The organism is Halomonas sp. GT, from assembly GCF_002082565.1.
Classification (GTDB): Bacteria; Pseudomonadota; Gammaproteobacteria; order Pseudomonadales; family Halomonadaceae; genus Vreelandella.
Genome location: NZ_CP020562.1, coordinates 3,187,775 through 3,206,616, shown reverse-complemented (window position 1 = coordinate 3,206,616; position 18,842 = coordinate 3,187,775). Strand labels below are relative to the sequence as shown.

At 51.4% G+C, this 18,842-nt stretch carries 17 protein-coding genes; 9 read left to right on the top strand and 8 right to left on the bottom strand.

Going from position 1 to position 18,842, the window contains the following annotated elements; genetic code table 11:
* Positions 1 to 62: 62 nt before the first annotated feature.
* From glcF to B6A39_RS14730, 4 genes are all read right to left on the bottom strand, one after another.
* On the bottom strand, positions 63 to 1,295 hold the full coding sequence (gene glcF / locus B6A39_RS14745) for a glycolate oxidase subunit GlcF (protein ID WP_083006900.1): 1,233 nt from the start codon (positions 1,293 to 1,295) through the stop codon (positions 63 to 65).
* A 14-nt stretch (positions 1,296 to 1,309) separates the two neighbouring features.
* Positions 1,310 to 2,410, bottom strand: coding sequence for a glycolate oxidase subunit GlcE (gene glcE / locus B6A39_RS14740; RefSeq protein ID WP_083006899.1), 1,101 nt, complete (start codon positions 2,408 to 2,410; stop codon positions 1,310 to 1,312).
* A gap of 51 nt (positions 2,411 to 2,461) precedes the next feature.
* Positions 2,462 to 3,961 carry a glycolate oxidase subunit GlcD gene (gene glcD, locus B6A39_RS14735; protein ID WP_083006897.1) on the bottom strand — a complete coding sequence of 500 codons (1,500 nt, stop codon included), beginning with the start codon at positions 3,959 to 3,961 and terminating at the stop codon, positions 2,462 to 2,464.
* Between the two features lie 236 nt (positions 3,962 to 4,197).
* Positions 4,198 to 5,889 (bottom strand): L-lactate permease, encoded by a 1,692-nt coding sequence (locus B6A39_RS14730; protein ID WP_009721311.1) that lies wholly within the window; start codon positions 5,887 to 5,889, stop codon positions 4,198 to 4,200.
* A gap of 454 nt (positions 5,890 to 6,343) precedes the next feature.
* Between B6A39_RS14730 and B6A39_RS14725 the strand changes: the two genes are divergently transcribed.
* The 3 genes from B6A39_RS14725 (at position 6,344) to B6A39_RS14715 (ending at position 8,356) form a co-directional block, all read left to right on the top strand.
* Entirely contained in the window at positions 6,344 to 7,036 is a 693-nt protein-coding gene (locus tag B6A39_RS14725; protein WP_083006895.1) for a glutathione S-transferase family protein, read from the top strand.
* A gap of 93 nt (positions 7,037 to 7,129) precedes the next feature.
* Complete coding sequence (locus B6A39_RS14720) at positions 7,130 to 7,819, top strand: glutathione binding-like protein (protein ID WP_083006893.1); 690 nt, start codon at positions 7,130 to 7,132, stop codon at positions 7,817 to 7,819.
* 180 nt (positions 7,820 to 7,999) lie between these two features.
* Complete coding sequence (locus B6A39_RS14715; RefSeq protein ID WP_083006892.1) at positions 8,000 to 8,356, top strand: phasin family protein; 357 nt, start codon at positions 8,000 to 8,002, stop codon at positions 8,354 to 8,356.
* A gap of 184 nt (positions 8,357 to 8,540) precedes the next feature.
* Here the strand turns inward: B6A39_RS14715 and uraD are convergent, their stop codons facing one another.
* A complete protein-coding gene (gene uraD / locus B6A39_RS14710) occupies positions 8,541 to 9,083 on the bottom strand; it encodes a 2-oxo-4-hydroxy-4-carboxy-5-ureidoimidazoline decarboxylase (RefSeq protein ID WP_083006890.1) in 543 nt (180 codons plus the stop codon).
* Between the two features lie 125 nt (positions 9,084 to 9,208).
* On the opposite strand from uraD, the gene uraH reads away from it, so the two are divergent.
* From uraH to B6A39_RS14695, 3 genes are read left to right on the top strand one after another with little or no spacing between them, the layout of a single operon-like run.
* On the top strand, positions 9,209 to 9,562 hold the full coding sequence (uraH, locus tag B6A39_RS14705; protein ID WP_083006889.1) for a hydroxyisourate hydrolase: 354 nt from the start codon (positions 9,209 to 9,211) through the stop codon (positions 9,560 to 9,562).
* A gap of 10 nt (positions 9,563 to 9,572) precedes the next feature.
* A complete protein-coding gene (locus B6A39_RS14700) occupies positions 9,573 to 10,772 on the top strand; it encodes a urate hydroxylase PuuD (protein WP_083006887.1) in 1,200 nt (399 codons plus the stop codon).
* 24 nt (positions 10,773 to 10,796) lie between these two features.
* The gene (locus tag B6A39_RS14695) at positions 10,797 to 11,513 is read left to right on the top strand and encodes a GntR family transcriptional regulator (RefSeq protein ID WP_083006885.1); all 717 of its coding nucleotides are present in this window, start codon (positions 10,797 to 10,799) and stop codon (positions 11,511 to 11,513) included.
* 94 nt (positions 11,514 to 11,607) lie between these two features.
* Here the strand turns inward: B6A39_RS14695 and B6A39_RS14690 are convergent, their stop codons facing one another.
* From B6A39_RS14690 to B6A39_RS14680, 3 genes are all read right to left on the bottom strand, one after another.
* Positions 11,608 to 13,074, bottom strand: a complete 1,467-nt coding sequence (locus tag B6A39_RS14690; RefSeq protein WP_083006883.1) for an NCS1 family nucleobase:cation symporter-1 — start codon at positions 13,072 to 13,074, stop codon at positions 11,608 to 11,610.
* A gap of 67 nt (positions 13,075 to 13,141) precedes the next feature.
* Positions 13,142 to 14,512, bottom strand: a complete 1,371-nt coding sequence (locus tag B6A39_RS14685) for an NCS1 family transporter (protein ID WP_083006881.1) — start codon at positions 14,510 to 14,512, stop codon at positions 13,142 to 13,144.
* Positions 14,513 to 14,764: 252 nt separating this feature from the next.
* The gene (locus B6A39_RS14680) at positions 14,765 to 15,520 is read right to left on the bottom strand and encodes an aspartate/glutamate racemase family protein (RefSeq protein WP_083006879.1); all 756 of its coding nucleotides are present in this window, start codon (positions 15,518 to 15,520) and stop codon (positions 14,765 to 14,767) included.
* A gap of 308 nt (positions 15,521 to 15,828) precedes the next feature.
* On the opposite strand from B6A39_RS14680, the gene puuE reads away from it, so the two are divergent.
* From puuE to B6A39_RS14665, 3 genes are all read left to right on the top strand, one after another.
* Positions 15,829 to 16,773, top strand: a complete 945-nt coding sequence (gene puuE / locus B6A39_RS14675; protein WP_083006878.1) for an allantoinase PuuE — start codon at positions 15,829 to 15,831, stop codon at positions 16,771 to 16,773.
* A 23-nt stretch (positions 16,774 to 16,796) separates the two neighbouring features.
* Positions 16,797 to 17,672, top strand: a complete 876-nt coding sequence (locus tag B6A39_RS14670; RefSeq protein ID WP_083006876.1) for a MurR/RpiR family transcriptional regulator — start codon at positions 16,797 to 16,799, stop codon at positions 17,670 to 17,672.
* Between the two features lie 308 nt (positions 17,673 to 17,980).
* The gene (locus B6A39_RS14665) at positions 17,981 to 18,835 is read left to right on the top strand and encodes a transporter substrate-binding domain-containing protein (protein ID WP_198036722.1); all 855 of its coding nucleotides are present in this window, start codon (positions 17,981 to 17,983) and stop codon (positions 18,833 to 18,835) included.
* Positions 18,836 to 18,842: the final 7 nt, after the last annotated feature.

Below are 18,842 nucleotides of genomic sequence, written 5' to 3'. Positions count from 1 at the left end.
AGTAAAGTGCCGCGCCGTATTTGCTGGTAAAAGCATATTGGCGCGGCAAAGTGAATTAGTGTTTATACCAGGGCAGCATCAACCACTTCCACCCAGTGCCGTACCGGGGTGCGATTAGCGCTAGCAAGGTGGGTTTGGCAGCCAATATTGGCAGTGACGATAACCTCTGGATTGCTAGCTTCCAGCGCATTGAGCTTATTATCGCGCAACTGTGTGGCAAGCGCTGGCTGGGTGACCGAGTAAGTGCCTGCTGAGCCGCAGCATAGATGGGCATCTTTCACTGGTGTTAACGAAAAGCCTAACTTGCTGAGCACGCCTTCAACTGCACCATTGAGCTTCTGGGCGTGTTGCAGTGTGCAGGGGCAGTGAAATGCGAGACGTTGATGCTCTTTAAGCTGTAACTTTTCTACTGGCTCATCACGCAGGATTTCGACAATATCTTTCGTCAGTGAGCTGACTTTTTGCGCTTTCTCGGCATAGGCCGGGTCGTCTTTGAGCATGTCACCATACTCTTTAACAAAGGCGCCGCAGCCGCTGGCCGTTTGAACAATGGCTTCGGCCCCTTGTTCTATCTGTGGCCACCATGCATCGATATTGGCACGCATGCGAGTGCGACCATCGTCCTGGGCATTCAGGTGGAAATCAATGGCTCCACAGCAGCCTGCTTCGCTGATGGGCGTCACGCTAATCCCAAGACGGTCTAGCAGTCGAGCGGTCGCTGCATTGGTGTTTGGCGATAGGCCTGGTTGAACGCACCCTTCTAATATTAGCACCTTGCGAGAATGGCGTTGGCTATCCGGGCGTTGGCCTGCGTCGACTGGTGTCGGTGGCATCTTACTGCGTAGCTTGCCAGGCACCAGGGGTTTGAAAGTTTGCCCTAAGGACAGAAGTGCTTTGAAGCGCTTAGGGTCTACCAGCATCTTACGCAGCGCATAGCGTTGGGCGCGTTCGGCCATGGGGCGAGGAACCCGGCGGTCAATTTCTGCACGACCGATATCCAAAAGTTTGTGATATTCCACGCCTGAAGGGCAGGTGGTTTCACAATTGCGACAGGTCAAACAGCGGTCTAAATGCAGGCGTGTCTCTTCGGTGACCTGATCATCGTCATCGCGGCTTTCCAGCAGCTCTTTCATTAAATAGATGCGCCCGCGTGGCCCGTCCCGCTCATCGCCTAGCAGTTGATAGGTGGGGCAGGTGGCATTACAAAAGCCGCAGTGTACGCAGGTGCGCAAAATACGCTCGGCCTCCTGAATATGCGGTTTTTGGCGATCAGCATCGGTAAAGTGCGTCTGCATGTCTGCTCTCCTGGTTAAAACGCCGCATAAAGACGGCCTGGGTTGAAAATGCCGTAGGCATCCAACTCGGCCTTCAGGTTGCGATGATACTTTTCGACCACGGGGGTGAGCGGAGTGAACGGTGACTCTGCTCCGCCTTGGGCGTAGGGGGTAAAGCAGGTGGCATGACCACCAGCCTGCTGGCAAGCCGTGCGTAACGTGTCTGCTGCTGCGCTGGTTTTTATCCACCGCTGGCTGCCACCCCAGTCATAGAAGATATCGCTTTGAGGTATATCCAAGGCTAACGGTGACGTATTGGGGGGTAATGATAAGCGCCACAGTGCCTGTCCTTCATTCACGCTGAAGAAAGGATGCTGGTGGTCGCGCAATTGCTGCCAGAAATCGCTGGAAAGTGACTCGCCACCTAGACGTGCCCTGGTCGCATTAACGGAACTTGCACCGCCTTCTAAACGAACAAATAGCTCGCCTGCGTGCCATCCGGCGGCGGTAATAGGCAGCGGTTGACGCCCTAGTTCGGCGAGTTTATCCAATGCATCATCGATGCCGATGCTTAGGCGTAGGCTGTGGCTGGCGGTGGGGATGGGAAGTACTTTAAACGAGATATCAGCGAGCACACCTAGCGTCCCCTGAGCGCCTGCCATCAAGCGTGAGAGGTCGTATCCGGCGACGTTTTTCATAACTTCACCGCCAAAACGCAATAGCTTGCCTTCTTGGGTGATCACACGTGTGCCTAAGACAAAATCCCTCGCTGCGCCAGCCCATGGGCGGCGTGGACCGGACATGCCGGTGGCAACGGCACCGCCAATGGTGCTGGCATCGCTGAATGCTGGTGGCTCAAAGGCTAACATTTGATTTTTTTCGGCTAGAGCTGCGTTGAGTTCGCTTAAACGCGTACCAGCACGAACAGTAACCACAAGCTCTACTGGGTCATAAGAGACAATACCGCTATGGGCCGTCATGTTGAGGGCCTGGCCTTCTACCGGTCGGCCGTAAAAAGCGCGAGTATCGCCACCTACTATGCGCAGTGGCGTGCGGTCGGCATAGGCGCTGCGCACCTGTTCGCACAGGTCGTCAGCGATATCTCGATCGGCAGCATGTATCGCTAGTTCAGTCATGGTGATTCCTAATCATTATGCTTCCTAGTGGTTAGTCGACTAGGTGTAGCATCAGAAGCGTGGTAGTTCCGGATGCGGTAATTCGTTGTTGTGCACATGCATGGCACCAAACTCAGCACAGCGGGCCAGGGTAGGGATGTTTTTTCCCGGGTTGAGTAAGCGCTGTGGATCAAAGGCTGCTTTTAATGCATGGAATACCGTTAGCTCATCGGATTGAAACTGACTGCACATCTGATTAATTTTTTCGCGGCCGACGCCATGTTCGCCAGTGATAGAGCCGCCCGCCGCCACGCATAGCTCCAGAATTTTTCCGCCGACGTCCTCTGCAAGAGCCAGCTCTCCCTCTTTATTGGCATCAAATAGAATCAGCGGGTGCATATTGCCGTCACCGGCATGGAAGACGTTGGCAATCGCCAAGCCACTCTCTTCCGACAGGGCGGCAATACCTTTGAGGACGCGAGGGAGTTCGCGGCGAGGGATGGTGCCATCCATACAGTAGTAGTCAGGCGACATGCGGCCCACCGCGGGGAAGGCATTTTTTCGCCCTGCCCAGAATTTGGCCCGCTCAGCCTCATCGCGAGCTTGCTGAATATCGGTCGCCCCTGCTTTTTCTAAGACTCGGCGAACGGTTTGGCAGTCGTCGTCCACATCGGCTTCAACACCATCTAGTTCGCACAGAAGAATGGCTTCTGCCTCAACGGGGTAACCAGCTTTGATGAAATCTTCTGCAGCCTTGATGGCCAGCTTATCCATCATTTCTAATCCGCCAGGAATAATCCCCGCGGCAATAATGTCGCCAACAGCACGGCCCGCTTTCTCTACGTCATCAAAGCTGGCCATGAGTACCTTGGCGGTTTCGGGTTTGGGCAGCAGCTTTACGGTGATTTCAGTGACCACACCCAACATGCCTTCAGAGCCATTCATCAACGCGAGGAGGTCAAAGCCCGGTGCATCCAGTGCTTCGGAACCTAGTGTCATGCGCTCGCCTTCAATCGTCATAACATCAACGCGCATCACGTTATGGACAGTGAGGCCATACTTGAGGCAGTGCACGCCTCCTGCGTTTTCCGCCACGTTACCGCCAATAGAGCATGCAATCTGTGACGATGGGTCGGGTGCATAATAAAGCCCGTAAGGGGCAGCAGCTTCAGAAATAGCTAAGTTCCGCACGCCTGGCTGTACACGTGCAAGACGAGCATCTGGGTCAACACTAATAATCGTGTTGAAGCGAGACATCACTAGCAGGACGCCGCGTTCAAGCGGTAAAGCCCCCCCCGAAAGTCCCGTGCCTGCGCCGCGAGTAACGACTGGAACACCCAAAGCATGGCAGCGCTTTAAAAGGCCTTCTACCTGTTCCAGAGTCTCGGGTAATGCAACCAGCATCGGCAAGATGCGATAAGCGGCAAGGCCGTCGCATTCAAAGGGGTGCAAGTCCTCTTCACGGTGAAGCAGTGTCAAAGACGGCACTGCGTTTTGCAGATCTTCCAATACGTCTGCTTTATCGCGGTGAATGAATTCGCCGTCGAGGCGTTCATCGAAAAGAATGTTCATGTTAGCTCCTGTGGGTGAGGAGAGCAGAAAAGTATCTAATCACTTTATGGAAAAGCTTTCCATAAATAACCAATCTGACGCTGAAAAACTTTTGCATAGAGTGAAAATTTTAATGGCATCCCAGTGATACAATGTTTCTGCTTGGGTTGATGGGGAGTAACCTCATGTGCAGAGGCTGCTGGGTAGCCCATAGGCTACCCAGCAGAGATGGCTCACTCTTGATTAACGTTTACCCGTCACATCAGTGGATCGGTAATGCCAATCACATAGAAAGCAATAAGGGCAATGATCCCAGTAAAGATCAGATAGTAGATTGTGGGAATAATTGTTTTACGAATCGTTGTGCCTTCGCGGCCCAGTAGGCCAACCGTCGCTGATGCGGCGACGACGTTGTGAATCGCAATCATGTTACCTGCTGCTGCACCAACGGCTTGCAGGGCTACCATCATCGCCGTAGACAACCCAAGTGTTTCGGCAACGCTAAACTGAAATTCCGCTAGCATCAGGTTAGAAACGGTATTTGAACCGGCAATAAAGGCACCCATCGCCCCGACCGCAGGTGCAAAGAAGGGATAAATACCGCCCACACTGTTAGCTACCGCTTGGGCCATCATAACGGGCATTGACACAAGGTCCGCACCATTCACGCCAGAGTTAATCAGGATGCGCACCATCGGAACGGTGAAGATCAAGACAAAGCCAGCACCAAAGATGGTTTTAGTGGATTCAGACACAGCAGCGCTGATTTTCTGCGGGTTCATGCGGTGCAAGAAGTAGGTGACGATGACTACCGCGATAATAATGCCGCCAGGCAAATAAAGTGGCTGCACGCCACCGCTAACACCGGCCTCACCTAAAATGTTGTTCCAGCTCAAGTTAACGGAGGTCAACGCGTCTTTTAGCGGTTCCACGATGCGTGAAGCAACCAAGAATACGGCGAGTAAAACGTAAGGAATCCAGCCCTTGAAGGTTGACATTGGCGCTTTGCCAGCGACGTCATCCAGCTTGATTTGCAGGTTACCGATCCACTCGTCTGGCCATGAAGTTGATTCAGGGAAGTCCCAAGTATCTTTCGGCAGCAAGAAGCCTTTGCGAGCAGCGGGTACAACAATCGCTAAGCCCACCATAGCGCCAATCATAGACGGGAATTCTGGGCCTAAGAAAACGCCGACCAGCATGTAAGGCACGACAAATGAAATGCCAGTAAAGATCGCAAAGGGCGCAATGGATAGGCCTTCTTTCCAGGAACGGTTAGCACCGAAGAAGCGCACCATAATCAATACCAGGATCAAAGGCATTAAAATGCCTACGATGCCGTGCGTGATGGCCACAGAGCTAGTGACTTGCTGGAAAAATACGTCCCATGTAGAGCCGTTAGCTTCCAACTGGGCAGTGATGCCTGCGCGATCAAGCCCGCTACCCACACCCACAACAACAGGTGTGCCGACGGCACCAAAAGAAACCGGTGTGGACTGAATCATCATGCCGACAACAACCGCCGCCAGCGCAGGGAAGCCAAGCGCTACCATGAGCGGAGCAGCGACTGCAGCGGGCGTACCAAAGCCTGAAGCTCCTTCAATAAAGCAGCCGAATAACCAAGCAACAATTAGCGCTTGAACGCGACGGTCAGGGCTAATGCCTGAAAAACCGTTACGAATTGCAGTGATGCCGCCAGAATGTTTAAGCGTATTCAGCAGCAGAATAGCGCCAAAGATAATCCATAAAAGGCCTGCTGTTTGAATTAGCCCTTGTATGGTAGACGCAGCAACGCGGCTAAACGACATGTCCCAAGCGGTCAGACCAATGATGGCCGCCGTCAGGAAAACAATCGGCATCGCTATTTTTGCGGGTATTTTAAAACCAATGAGCAAAATACCGGCAAGCAACAGCGGCAGAAATGCCAGAAGTGCAAGTGTAGTTTCATTCATGTTAGGAATGGCCCCTTGTTATTGATTTGATGTGCTCGGCAGATGCCAGCGGTCGTGGCAATGCTGGTCGGGTCAGTGCGAAAGATACGGTTAGGTAGAAAAAATGGCTATATTGGATAATTGGTCTTACCAATTGTGGGTGGTTGTATGTGTAGGTCTTGAACCACTTTTTTAAATTTAACGATTTGTTTTTATTTGTTTTTGAGCCTTCATGATCAAGAAGGAGTGCCAGCAAACCATTAGACTAATAGACAGTGCAGTTTCCATCTGAAAAGGAAGTACAGAGCAAGTGAACTAAGAAAAAGCTGCCCGTTTACTCAGGTGATACGACGACCCTGGGAGAACGTTCAGCACAAGCGAATCTGGTTACTTGCGTCCTTGGTGGCTTGAGCCCATTGTTGTCAGCGTGTGTTTGGTTTTAACCATGTTTCTTAACAACAAGGAGGCCGTCACAGTGGCAATAACCCTTTATGACTTATGTGGGCGTGATGAACGCTTACGCTTTTCTCCCTATTGCTGGCGCGTTCGTATGGCACTGGCACACAAAGGTTTGGAATATAAAACGGTTCCTTGGCGTTTTCTCGATAAAGAGTCACTTGCCTTTGCCGACTACGACAAAGTGCCGGTGTTAACCGATGGTGACACTGTTGTCACTGATAGCTTCGAGATCATGCGCTACTTAGATAAGGCTTACCCTGCCAATCCAGTATTGGGAGAGGGGGTAAGCTATCAGCGAGTCCACTTTTTTAAGCTCTATATTGAGCGTAGCGTTACCCCGGCACTTTTTCGAACGGTTGCACTAGATTTATTAGCGGCCATCCATCCTGATGATCGCGCCTACTTCCGAGAGACTCGCGAAGCCCGTTTTGGTATGTCGTTAGAAGACGTCAATAACCCAGAGCAGGGCCGAGCACAGTTGAAACAGCTGTTGGCCCCTGTGCGTGATCAGCTTCGGAGTAGCCCATATTTAGATGGCGAAGTACCTAGTGGAGCCGATTACCTACTATTTGGCAGCATGATGTGGGCATATACAGTGTCACTTGAGTCATTAGTTGACGCTAATGATCCTGTTGATGAGTGGTTTAAGCGTATGCTGGAGGTGCACGAGGCGGTCGCGGGTAAGGCCGTCACTATTCGTGATCTATAATGTGTCAGGCGGCAATAATGCCGCCTGTATCCATCGTATGTACGAAGAAAGCCATACAAGCGGCTTATGCCGTATGTATGAGAGGAGATGGCAATGATTGACCTGTATTACTGGACAACTCCCAATGGCCATAAAATCTCCATCATGCTTGAAGAAGCTAAGCTTCTTTATCGGGTAACACCTATCAACATAGGGCGTGGTGAGCAGTTTGACCCCGAGTTCTTAACCATTGCGCCGAATAATCGTATTCCTGTCATTGTTGATCATGCGCCTCAAGACGGTGGTCAGCCCCTGGCACTGTTTGAGTCAGGGGCTATTTTGGAATATCTGGCTGATAAGTGCGGACAGTATCTGCCCACAGAGGGGCGTGAGCGTTATGTCGTGCTGCAATGGCTTCATTGGCAAGTGGGCGGGTTGGGGCCGATGGCGGGTCAGAACCACCATTTTTGTCAATATGCGCCGCATAAAATCGAATACGCTATCGGACGTTACGTTCGCGAGACGCATCGCCTGTATAGTGTGCTAGATCAACGCTTATCCCAGCAGCATTACGTGGGCGGCGATCGTTACTCCATTGCAGATATGGCGATTTATCCATGGATTGTGCCATGGGAGAAGCAGCGCCAAACGTTAGAAGAGTTTCCTGACTTAGAACGATGGTTTGATGAAATAGCGCAACGCCCTGCTGTCCGAAAAGCTTATTCTTTGATCGAAGATGTCAACCCGCAGGCGGGGGGCGAAATGGATGAGCATGCACGTAAATACTTGTTTGGCAATCGCTAAGTAGTCACTGGTTGGTTGATGGGGTTGTTGTTGTCGGTGGCTAGTCGCAATGTTATGAAAAAATCATGTTGCGCTGCACAAAAAGCACTGCTAGCTTTGTTGTTAGTAAAGGCAACCGCCTGATCATCGACCGCTCATCGATGCGTGTCGAATCGCTAGCTCACTTAAGGAGATTATGTGATGAACAAGGCCGCAGAGAAATCTACCCAGCAGTTTGAGTCTGTCTTTGTATCGCCAATGCGTTCTTATACCTTGGCAGCGCTTGACTACTATCAGCAGGTCGTCAGCGCGCAAATGGATGCAGCACGTTCATACTCTGACATGGCAATTGCTCAGGCACGCACATGGTTAGACGTTAAAGATGCCGACAGCTTCAAAAAAGCGATGGAAAGTCAGCAAAAAACAGCGTCTGACCTAATGGAGCGCATGAAAGGCGACTCTGAAAAAGTCACCGCTATTAGCCAAAACTTTATGCAAGAGAGCCAAAAAATGGCGGAAGAGACCACTAAGAAAGCAGTGGAAACCGCTAAGCAGTAATCTATTTTGCATTAGATAAGTGACTGATAATGAACGATCAGACGCTATTAATCGATAGATCAAATGCCGCACCGTCAGGTGCGGCATTTTTTGTCTATATGCATATTAACGCGTTATAAGACGTTATTTCTGCAAGCAAAAAAAGAGTGGCTGCATGCGGTGGGCTTTGCGTGGTGATTGCCCGTTACAACGGCTGTTCAGCCCGTACGTTCAGCCTGAAACGGGCGATACGAATAATCTCATTAATTGCTGTTTCACGTTCTTCAGCTAAACCGTTGTGTAAACGTGCTTCAAACGCCGCCAAAATGGCGTGGCGATCAAGCCCCTTTACGGCAATAACGAAGGGAAAGCCAAATTTATCTTTGTAAGCAGCATTAAGTTGTTCAAAGCGGGCAAACTCTTCAGGCGTACATTGATCTAGCCCAGCACCTGCTTGTTCACGTGAAGAGTCTTGGGTCAGCTCGCCCGACATCGCCGCTTTGCCTGCTAAGTCAGGGTGGGCCTGAATAACAGCGATTTGCTGTTCAGGTGTTGCCCGCTGCAGCATAAGTCCCATTAGATCAGCTAGCGCGTCCGGTGCATTATGCACATCGCTTAACCCTTCCTTCCATGCAGCTTCCGCCACCCAGGGAGAGTGTTCATATACATCGCCGTAATGTTGAGTAAATGTTTCCAAGCTGCATGTGCTAGGGGCGGGCGAAAGCGTGAGTGATGTTGAGATAGACACTAAATCTCTCCAGTGTGTTTAATAATGGAAATACTGTATACAATAAATAGCATCAACGGTACTCTTTGACCAATAGGTTAAGTCGAACAACTATGCTCAACAACCGTGATTATTAAGGAGTTGCTATGGGACGGTTAACTACTCACGTACTCGATACCGCCAAAGGACAGCCCGGCCAGGGGATTACCATTGACGTGTTTCGCCTAGCAGGGACCACGCGAGAACACTTGGGCAGCGTTATTACTAACAGCGATGGTCGTTGTGACGCGCCTATCTTAGAGGGTGATGCTCTTACGGTAGGTGAGTATGAGCTGGTTTTCCACGCGGGTGACTACTTGCGTGATCAAGGCATAGCTTCTCAAGAGCCGCGCTTTTTGGACGTGATTCCTTTACGTTTTGGCGTTGCAGATGCTAGCCAGCATTACCATGTGCCGCTGCTGCTATCTCCTTACAGCTACTCCACCTACCGCGGTAGCTGAGAGGTCTGTTATGCAAGCATATATTATTGATTTTGTTAATTTACTACTTCGCTGGTTACACGTTATCGCGGCTATTGCCTGGATCGGTGAGTCGATCTATTTTGTTATGCTGGACAATGGATTAAGAACGCCGAAAGCAGCCGAAGATCGTGAAAAAGGCGTATTTGGAGAGATGTGGGCCGTGCATGGCGGTGGTTTTTACCATAATCAAAAATACGCGACTGCGCCTGCCAAGCTGCCGAATGACCTTCATTGGTCGTTCTGGAAAGCCTATACGACGTGGCTATCGGGTTTTGCCTTGTTCGTTATTCTTTATATGGCAAACCCGGGCTTCTATCTAGTTAATCCCAATAGTAACTGGGCATGGGCGGCGAGTATGACCGGCTGGCAGGCCAATCTACTGGCGTTGGCTTTCTTGCTCGGTGGTTGGGTGGTTTATAACGAGCTCTGTAAACGCATAAGCCCTAACATGGACCGCGACGGTCTTCTCAGCGTTGCAGTTGCGGTGATGATGATAGTGGTCGCCTATTTAAGCACCCAGATGTTCACCGGACGTGCCGCCTTTCTATTAACCGGGGCTGTGATGGCCACCGCCATGTCAGCTAACGTGTTCTTTTGGATTATTCCTGGCCAGCGCCGTATGGTGAAAGCCATGAAGGCAGGCGAAGCGCCTAACCCATTGGATGGCAAGCGTGGCAAGCAGCGTTCGGTACATAACACCTACTTTACGTTGCCGGTAGTACTGTTGATGGTGAGTAATCACTACTCTTTCATCTACTCCCATGAGCTTTCCTGGGTGGTCATGGTACTGTTCATTTTTGCCGGTGCCCTTATTAGGCAGTTCTTTGTATTAATGCACGCAGGAAAAACGCAGCCAGCCTATCCTGCCGTAGGGATAGGGCTTATTCTATTAGCGTTTTGGGTAGCTGCACCAAGCCCAGGTGCAGGTAATGCGAGCGCGTCAGGGGTGCCGAGCCAAGCACAAATTTCAGGGTTAATTGATCAGCATTGTACTCAATGCCATGCTCGTAACCCTGACCATGCCGGTTTTTCAGCGCCACCTGCAGGCTACGCGTTTGATACTTGGGATGAAATTCTGGGCCATCAAGCGCAAATTCAGCAAGTCGTCGCGAGTCGATATATGCCACTTGGCAACATCACCAACATGAGTGATGAAGAGCGCGATATTATTGCCGCGTGGGAGGAGTGATTAAAGTCGCAGACAGGAGAGCCTATGAGTGATGCGCAGGCGGCGTTAAAGCAAAGACCCGCAGAAAAAGAAGGCGAGGAGCGTCACGAGTCAATCTATCGCGCGGTTAGCGATGCCATTGTAGAGCAGCGGCTAAAACCGGGAGCCCGGCTGCGCGAAGACGCCTTGTCAGACGTCTTTGGCATCAGCCGTACCGGCATTCGTAAAATCTTGCAGCGCTTAGCATTAGAACAATTAGTGACGCTCACGCCACGTCGGGGAGCCAGCGTAACACGACCTACTGCTGAAGAGGCCAAGGATGTGTTCGACGCACGCCAGATGATTGAGTGTGGGCTAATGCCGGATGTGGCAAGGCGGGTTGGAGAGAAAGAAGCCGCTGAACTACGGGAAATGGCTCGTCAAGAGCGCCAAGCGCTACGCAATGGCCAACAGAGCGTCGCTATCCGCCTGTCTGCTGACTTTCACGTGCGCCTTGCCCAGCTTTCAGGTAACGCAACGCTTGCAGAGTTTGTTGAGCGTCTGTGCTCACGCTCGTCGTTGATTCTGGCGGTTTACGGTCATCGTGGTCACTTAGGCTGCGAATCCCACGATCACGATGATTTGATCGGCTACCTGGAAGCGGGTAACGGCGAGCGAGCGAAAGCGTTTATGAGCCGCCACCTGAAAGCGATTGAAGCCTCACTTTCAATGGTTGAAGAAGAAGAGAATGTGCCAGACTTGCAGCAGATTTTTGGTGGTTAAGTCTATTCAGTGGTGAAAATAGGCAGTGAAAAAGCCCAGACCTGAAGGCCTGGGCTTTTTTGTGAAGGTCGGAAGTTTAATGCTGTGTGAGTGGTTATACCGCAGGTGCCGGGACAGCCTTAAACTGGCGCATTAAGCCATAATAGAATAGCCCACCTAACCCTGCGCCAAGCAACCAGCCATAACCGCCAAGGCTTTCGAACGCAGGTACGACGACCGTAGAGAGTGAGAATAACGCTGCACCACTAAAAGCCAGCAAAGCACGGGTATTCCAGCCATTAACGTAGTAGTAAGCGCTACTCGGTGCTGAGGAAAATAGCTCTTGCATATTAAGGTGTTGGCGTTTAATCAGGTAGTAATCCACCACAATGATGCCGTAAAACGGCGCCACAATAGCGCCTAGCGCGTTAACGAAGCCAGGTACACCGATTTGGCTAATCACCGAAATCCATAGCGCACCGACAAAGAAAGCAATCACGGCGGTAATTAGGCCTCCCATTTTAAAACTGATTTTGCTGGGAAACAGGTTGGCCAAGTCGTAAGCCGGTGGAATAAAGTTAGCAACCAAGTTGATGCCTACGGTGGCCGCGAAGAAGGTGAGAGCAGCCACAATGGTCAATGGTAGTGAATCAACACGCTCAACAATGTCGGCGGGATTGGTCAAAGCATCCCCAAAAAGTACCAATGTGCCAGCAGTAATGATTAACGCAATAAACGAGAAAAATGCGACGTTTAATGGTAATCCCAGTAAGTTGCCAAGTTTCATTTGGCGCTCGGTTTTCACAAAACGCGTGAAATCGCCAAAGTTAATCACTACCGCTGCAAAGTAGGCCACCATAGTACCAACAATTGCTAGAAACGCCCCAAGACTACTGCCACTTTGCTCGCCGCTACCGCTAAAAATAGTACTCACTGCGGGTAGCAGTTCACTTCCGGCTTGGAACCATACAATGATCATCAGTACGACCATCACCACATAAACCAGCGGACCTGCCCAGTTTAGAAAGTGTTTGATGCGCTCAATGCCCTGCCAGAAAATGGCGATTTGAAATAACCAGACAATCACGAAAGACAACCAAGCGACCCCTGAAAGGCCCAGAAAAGTGCTGCCATTGCCAGCCCCAAACAGGGCTGTGATGAGCAGCGCCACAGCCGTTGAGGCAAAGTAAGTCTGTACGCCATACCAAAAAATGCCAACGATCGCGCGTAACATCGCTGGCAGGTTAGCCCCCCGTACTCCCATGCTGGCGCGAACCATAACAGGAAAAGGGATGCCGTATTTGACGCTTGGTTTACCGGTCAGGTTGACCAGAAACATGACAATGACCCCGGCGAGAATGATGGCTGCCATCACTGCCCAGCCATTCAGGCCATAGGACAGAAACAGCGATGCCGCCAGGGTGTAGCCAAACAGGCTTTGAATATCATTCGACCACACGTTGAAGATTTCAAACGCACCCCAGTTACGGTCTTGGGGCTTTAAAGGAGCAAGATCTTCATTGTAAAGAGTGGGATCAATTTGCTTTATATCGAGATCATTGTTGGACGGCTGATTATTCATGGTTAACGCTCTCTTGTCGGAAACGTTTGCCTGCCACGCGCAGCGAGCAGGCAGATACGCATCATGGTTACTGTGTAAAACGTTGGCAGGCAGGCCAATGCTTCATCAGTAGGTAATAGGTCAGCCCAGCAGGAATAAGGCTGGCGTACCATGAGATCGAAGAGAATGTTAGCGCGGCCACAATACCGACTACCGTGGCAACTAAGGCGGCCCTGTTGACGCCTTGATAGGGGCCAGAAGGGTCATATAGTTTACTAATGTCCAGTGTGCGACGGCGTATGATGTAGTAATCGACAACGAGAATGGCAAAAATAGGCCCAAGAAACGCTGAGTAGGTTTGTACGAATAGCTGCAGACCAGCAGCCGACTCAGGCTGAACAAGTTTCCATGGGAAAGTGGCAAATGCCAGTAGGCCTACAATGACGGTGGCTACCGGAAACTTAAGTTTGAATACGTCCATTAATACGTAGGTAGGGGGCACCACATTGTTAAGTACGTTCGTGGTTACCTGTGCAAAGGCGATGAATAGCAGGGTGGTCATTAGCAGTGGCGTGTTGTCTACAGCGTTAGCAAATACCTGAATGGGATCTGCTGTGCCTGTCGCCTCTGACACCATGTAGCCAATCAAGCCCATAAACAGCGTACAGGGCAGAATAGACATGGCATAGATCGTCGTTAATAAGCTCTGGCGGGTGCCTTTCTTGTGCTCTCGTGAATAGTCGCTAACATTCAGCATCATGGTGCTATAAATGCCCAGAAACAGCATGGTAGCGCTCCAGAATGGCAAGCCCCAAGAGCCTTCCATGGTCAAAATGCTGGCTGACAGCTCATCGCCGTAGCGTTGCACCGTGGCGTAGAACATATACATCAGCGAAAGCAAAATAAAGACGCTGCCTATATTCTCAAGCCATTTAATCCCCTGAAAGCCCAGCACTGACAAACCAATCTGCAAAAATTGGAAGGTAATAAAGTAGAAAATCAGATTATCGAAACCGAACAATGTGGCAGACACCATATTGAGCGCGCCTGCGCCAATCCAGCTTTGAAAACCGTACCACACCACCGCTGGCACAGCCCTTACCAAGCCAGGAATGCGGGTGCCGGTAAAGCCAAAGGCGCTACGCGCTTGCACCATAAAGGGAATGCCATATTTGTAACCAGCTGCGCCATTAACTGCCAGCGCAATACCGATCACAAAGCAGCCAATCGCTATAGCGAGTGTTGCCTGTAGTAGGTTTAAGGTACCCACCACGCTTGAGCCCATGGCAAAGGTACCAATTGAGACGCACCCACCAAACCAGGCTAAAAAGTAGGACGTTCGCCCCATGATTCGCGTGCTTTGCGGTGCTAGGCTTTCTGCGCCGATGGCTTTGTCAGCTATTGCGGTGTTCGCAACGGGTGGTTCTTCTGACGTAAGAGCAGGGTTGGAGTTGCTCATGTTTCCGTCCTCGCAAGATTATCGGTGTTATTGGCAGCCTGAGCGCATTACGCGCCCAAGCGATGCTTGCGGCATGGCGTGCTAACGGGAATACAGTTATTTTTTGAGGTTATTGTTTTTAAGATCTGTCTTTTCAAAACTGTCTTTTAAAAGCTGTCTTTTAAAAGCTGTCCTTTAAGACCTGATCTTTTGGAACGGTTCTCAAAGAGCTGTCTTTCAGGTGGTGAGTATTAATGTGTTTTATAGTGATGTTTACCTCAACAAGGGGAGATGAAGGTCGGAGAGTGCAGAGAATTTACCGGTAAATGCTTTCGGGCGGGGGTAGTCGAGGTCACCATGTTTGCTGGTGTGGAGGCCTAGGCTAACCAACGATTCTGCAAGCTTTAATGCGGCGCTAACGCCCTCTATCACCGGTAAGCCAACCTCGCGGGTGATTTCTTCAGTCAAATTCGCCATCCCGCCGCACCCTAAAACGATGGCACCAATGCCGTCTTCATCGCGGGCGCGGCAGCACTCTTCGACAATGCGGGTAAAGGCGGCATCAGGGTGATGTTCAAGGTCGAGAACCGGAATTTCTGCAGCGCGAATGCGGCGGCAGTGGTGGCGGAACCCATACTGCTCAAGTAAGTGTTCTGCAATAATGCCAGTGCGTCCTAACGTCGTTACAATCGAGAAGCGAGTGCTGACCAGGGTGGCTAGGTGAAAGGCAGCTTCCGCAATGCCGATGACAGGCGCGCGTGTTAACTCGCGGGCTGCTAGTAAACCAGGATCGCCAAAGCAGGCCACTACGTAAGCATCGATGCCGCCTTCACGTTCTCCTTTAAGAACTTCTTCGGCGACGCCTACCGCGCTAATGGCCTCGTCAAAATGACTCTCGATGGACACTGGCCCCGCATCGGGCTGGGTGGCGGAAACCGTTGTTGATGCCGCTGCCTGCCGCTGGGCGGCTTGATGAATGGCAGTCGTCATTGAGGCTGTTGTGTTTGGATTGATAATGCGTATATGCATGTTAAATCGCTCGCTAGTAGACAAAATTGAGCATCTTGTATACGAAAATAGGGCTGTTTTACGTCGACCGCAAGCCTTTTTATGCACTTAAAGTGCGGGCATCGCTTGACCAAATGTTCAGGTTTCAACAGGTTAGCGGCTTGCTTACTTTAAAATGCTAGTTATCTCAGCTAATTAAGCGGTTGTTGGATTGCGGTTGTTCTATAAAGTCGCTATTTTGTATACAATTATTTTCTGTATTGTAGATCTTTAATTCCAATAAACCGCTCTGCAACCAGCTATCTACAATCGTATAAAGGAGCCGTTGAATGTCACATTCATCTGATCGACCATCGAATGCTTACCCTCGCGACCTAATGGGATATGGCCGTACCCCCCCTCATGCTAATTGGCCAGGCAATGCGAAAATTGCTGTTCAGTTTGTGTTGAATTATGAAGAGGGCGGGGAGAACTGCGTCCTTCACGGCGACTCAGGCTCCGAACAGTTCCTGTCGGAAATCATCGGTGCACCGGCTTATCCGGATCGCCACTTGAGCATGGAGTCTATCTACGAGTACGGCTCCCGCGCCGGGGTGTGGCGCATTCTGCGTGAATTTGAAAAACGTGATTTGCCTCTCACGGTGTTTGGCGTTGCCATGGCGCTGGAACGTAACCCTGAGGTCGCCCAGGCATTTAAAGAGTTAGGTCACGAGATTGCCTGTCACGGCTACCGCTGGATTCACTATCAGGAAGTGCCCGAGCACGTTGAGCGAGAGCACTTGCAGAAAGCCATGGAGATTTTCCAGCGTCTTTACGGTGAGAAGCCACAAGGCTGGTATACCGGGCGCGATAGCCCTAACACCCGGCGCTTAGTGCTAGACGAAGGCGGTTTCCTTTATGATAGCGACTACTACGGCGACGACTTGCCTTTCTGGACGCAGGTGACCGATAGTCAGGGAAGTGACCATAACCACCTGATTGTGCCCTACACGCTGGACAGCAATGACATGCGCTTTGCTGCGCCGCAAGGTTTCAACACTGCGGATCACTTCTTTACCTACCTGCGCGATGCCTTTGATGTACTTTACGCGGAAGGGGAGGAGGCGCCCAAAATGCTCTCGGTGGGCATGCACTGCCGCTTATTGGGTCGCCCTGGGCGTTTTCGAGCCCTACAGCGCTTCTTGGATTACATCGAAACCCACGACCGTGTTTGGGTGGCTCGACGGGTTGATATCGCCCGTCACTGGGCGGAACATCACCCTGCAACTCGTTAATTAAGCAGCTTAAATAGGATGCTATGACGCCGCATATCGGACAGCGGATTACCGCCCAGTTTGACGCGCTAACTGCCCAGGAGCAGCGGGTGGCGAGCTTTATCCTCGATCATTTTGATGATCTGGCGGTGTATAGCGCCGCTGATTTGGCGCGTTTGACTGGGGTGTCCAAATCGACGGTCAGCCGCCTATTCAAGCGACTGGGGTTTGAAAGCTACCGCACTGTTAAAGACCACGCCCGCCAGCTACGTAACCTGGGTGTACCTTTGGTGATCGACCCCAACGCCATGCAGGAAGAGGCCGGGGCACCGTTTCAGCGCCATTTGCAGCGGGAGCAGGATAATCTACAGCGCTGCTTAAACGGCATTGCGGCGGATCAATTTGCGGCACTGGTAGAGCGGTTGGATAGCGCGCGTCATGTGGTCGTGATCGGCTTTCGTAACAGCTACCCGCTAGCGCTGCATTTTCGCCAGCAGTTGATTCAAGCGCGTACCCAGGTGCGGGTGGTTCCTCACCCCAATCAGTCGTTAGCGGAAGAGATTGTTGATCTCACTGAGCAGGATGTGGTGGTGCTGTTTGGCTTTCGCCGCCGCCCAGCAGCATTTGCTTCGCTTATCGATGCACTTGAGCGCTCACCGGCCAAGGTCGCCTTACTGGCTGACCCCACCGCGGTCAATGTCGCCTCACAGGTAACGTGGTTTTTTGAAACGCCGCTGGAAAGCCTCTCGGCATTTGATAGCTACGCCGCCGCTAATAGCCTGATCTGCCTGATTGCTAACGGCGTGCTGCACCGTCGTCTTGCAGAAGGTCGAGAGCGCATTAGCGCGATCAGCGATGTTTACGCTGAACTTAGTGAGCTGGAAGCGCCGACTATGAGCGTGGATTGGAGCGCCCAGTAGGCTGGGCCTCCTTTCATGGTGCACCCCGTCCTGTTGAAGGATAAAACTGCACCAACACATTGCACTTTCCTCCTTTTAAATCCTCTTCTCAACGCGGCAATCGCTGCGTTGTGGCTTCGCGTGTCCGCTAAGCTGCTGTTCTGAAAAATGTTAGCCACTTCTGGTATCACTGTTGCAATTAGGAGGTCGGGTGAAACGAAAGTTTCTTTGTTAGATTTTATGCAACAAAGCTTTTACTCGCTCTGCATCCCTTGCTCATACCGCTACGGCTACTTCACTGGCCGGCATGCCCTTGTTAGGAGAACACCATGCAATCGCTATCGCGCCGCTTCAATCACTCTTTCTCTAACTCACTCAAACGCCTACAGTCCGGTGTTGTAGCCACAGGGCTGAGTGCCGTAGTTGCCCTTGGTGCTATTACCACTAGCCCAAACGTTCAGGCGGATGCGCTAGAGGATATCGAATCACGTGGCACCATCCGGGTAGCAGTCCCGCAAGATTTCCCACCGTTTGGCTCAGTAGGTATCGACCTACAGCCGCGCGGTTACGATATTGATATGGCCCAATACCTCGCTGACGAAATGGGCGTGGAACTGGAAATTATCCCCGTCACTAGCGCTAATCGTATTCCCTATTTGCAGACCGGTCAGGCGGATCTGGTGATCTCTAGCCTGGGTAAAAATCCGGAGCGTGAAGCGGCGATTGATTTTTCCGATGCCTACGCGCCGTTCTTCTTAGGCGTGTTCAGTGCTGATGAAGATGAAAGCGTGGAAGGCCCAGAAGGTTTGGCTGATAAAACGGTTGGTGTAACCCGCGGTGCCGTGGAAGATATGGAGCTTTCCAACATTGCCCCGGACTCCACGACGGTGCAGCGCTTTGAAGACAACGCCACCACCATTTCTGCGTTTCTTTCCGGTCAGGTCGATTACGTCGCCACCGGTAACGTAGTCGCCGCCGAAATCGCCGAGCGAAACAGCGACCGTGCGCCCTCGCTGATTTATCAGCTCAAAGATTCACCCTGCTACGTGGGCATGAATAAAAACGAGCCAGCGTTAATGGAGGAAGTGAATCGCCTGATCGCCCCGGGACTGGAAGATGGCACCTTGAATGAGATGTCCCAGCGCTGGTTCAGTGCCGACCTTCCTGAAAACTTCGGTAGCTGAGGGTCGA

Bases quoted from the DNA above. Each gene is read 5' to 3' on its own strand.
- glcF (WP_083006900.1), bottom strand. From the start codon at position 1,295: ATGCAGACGCACTTTACCGATGCTGATCGCCAAAAACCGCATATTCAG.
- B6A39_RS14730 (WP_009721311.1), bottom strand. From the start codon at position 5,889: ATGAATGAAACTACACTTGCACTTCTGGCATTTCTGCCGCTGTTGCTT.
- glcE (WP_083006899.1), bottom strand. From the start codon at position 2,410: ATGACTGAACTAGCGATACATGCTGCCGATCGAGATATCGCTGACGAC.
- uraH (WP_083006889.1), top strand. From the start codon at position 9,209: ATGGGACGGTTAACTACTCACGTACTCGATACCGCCAAAGGACAGCCC.
- B6A39_RS14715 (WP_083006892.1), top strand. From the start codon at position 8,000: ATGAACAAGGCCGCAGAGAAATCTACCCAGCAGTTTGAGTCTGTCTTT.
- puuE (WP_083006878.1), top strand. From the start codon at position 15,829: ATGTCACATTCATCTGATCGACCATCGAATGCTTACCCTCGCGACCTA.
- B6A39_RS14720 (WP_083006893.1), top strand. From the start codon at position 7,130: ATGATTGACCTGTATTACTGGACAACTCCCAATGGCCATAAAATCTCC.
- B6A39_RS14685 (WP_083006881.1), bottom strand. From the start codon at position 14,512: ATGAGCAACTCCAACCCTGCTCTTACGTCAGAAGAACCACCCGTTGCG.
- B6A39_RS14665 (WP_198036722.1), top strand. From the start codon at position 17,981: ATGCAATCGCTATCGCGCCGCTTCAATCACTCTTTCTCTAACTCACTC.
- B6A39_RS14690 (WP_083006883.1), bottom strand. From the start codon at position 13,074: ATGAATAATCAGCCGTCCAACAATGATCTCGATATAAAGCAAATTGAT.
- glcD (WP_083006897.1), bottom strand. From the start codon at position 3,961: ATGAACATTCTTTTCGATGAACGCCTCGACGGCGAATTCATTCACCGC.
- B6A39_RS14680 (WP_083006879.1), bottom strand. From the start codon at position 15,520: ATGCATATACGCATTATCAATCCAAACACAACAGCCTCAATGACGACT.
- B6A39_RS14670 (WP_083006876.1), top strand. From the start codon at position 16,797: ATGACGCCGCATATCGGACAGCGGATTACCGCCCAGTTTGACGCGCTA.
- B6A39_RS14700 (WP_083006887.1), top strand. From the start codon at position 9,573: ATGCAAGCATATATTATTGATTTTGTTAATTTACTACTTCGCTGGTTA.
- B6A39_RS14695 (WP_083006885.1), top strand. From the start codon at position 10,797: ATGAGTGATGCGCAGGCGGCGTTAAAGCAAAGACCCGCAGAAAAAGAA.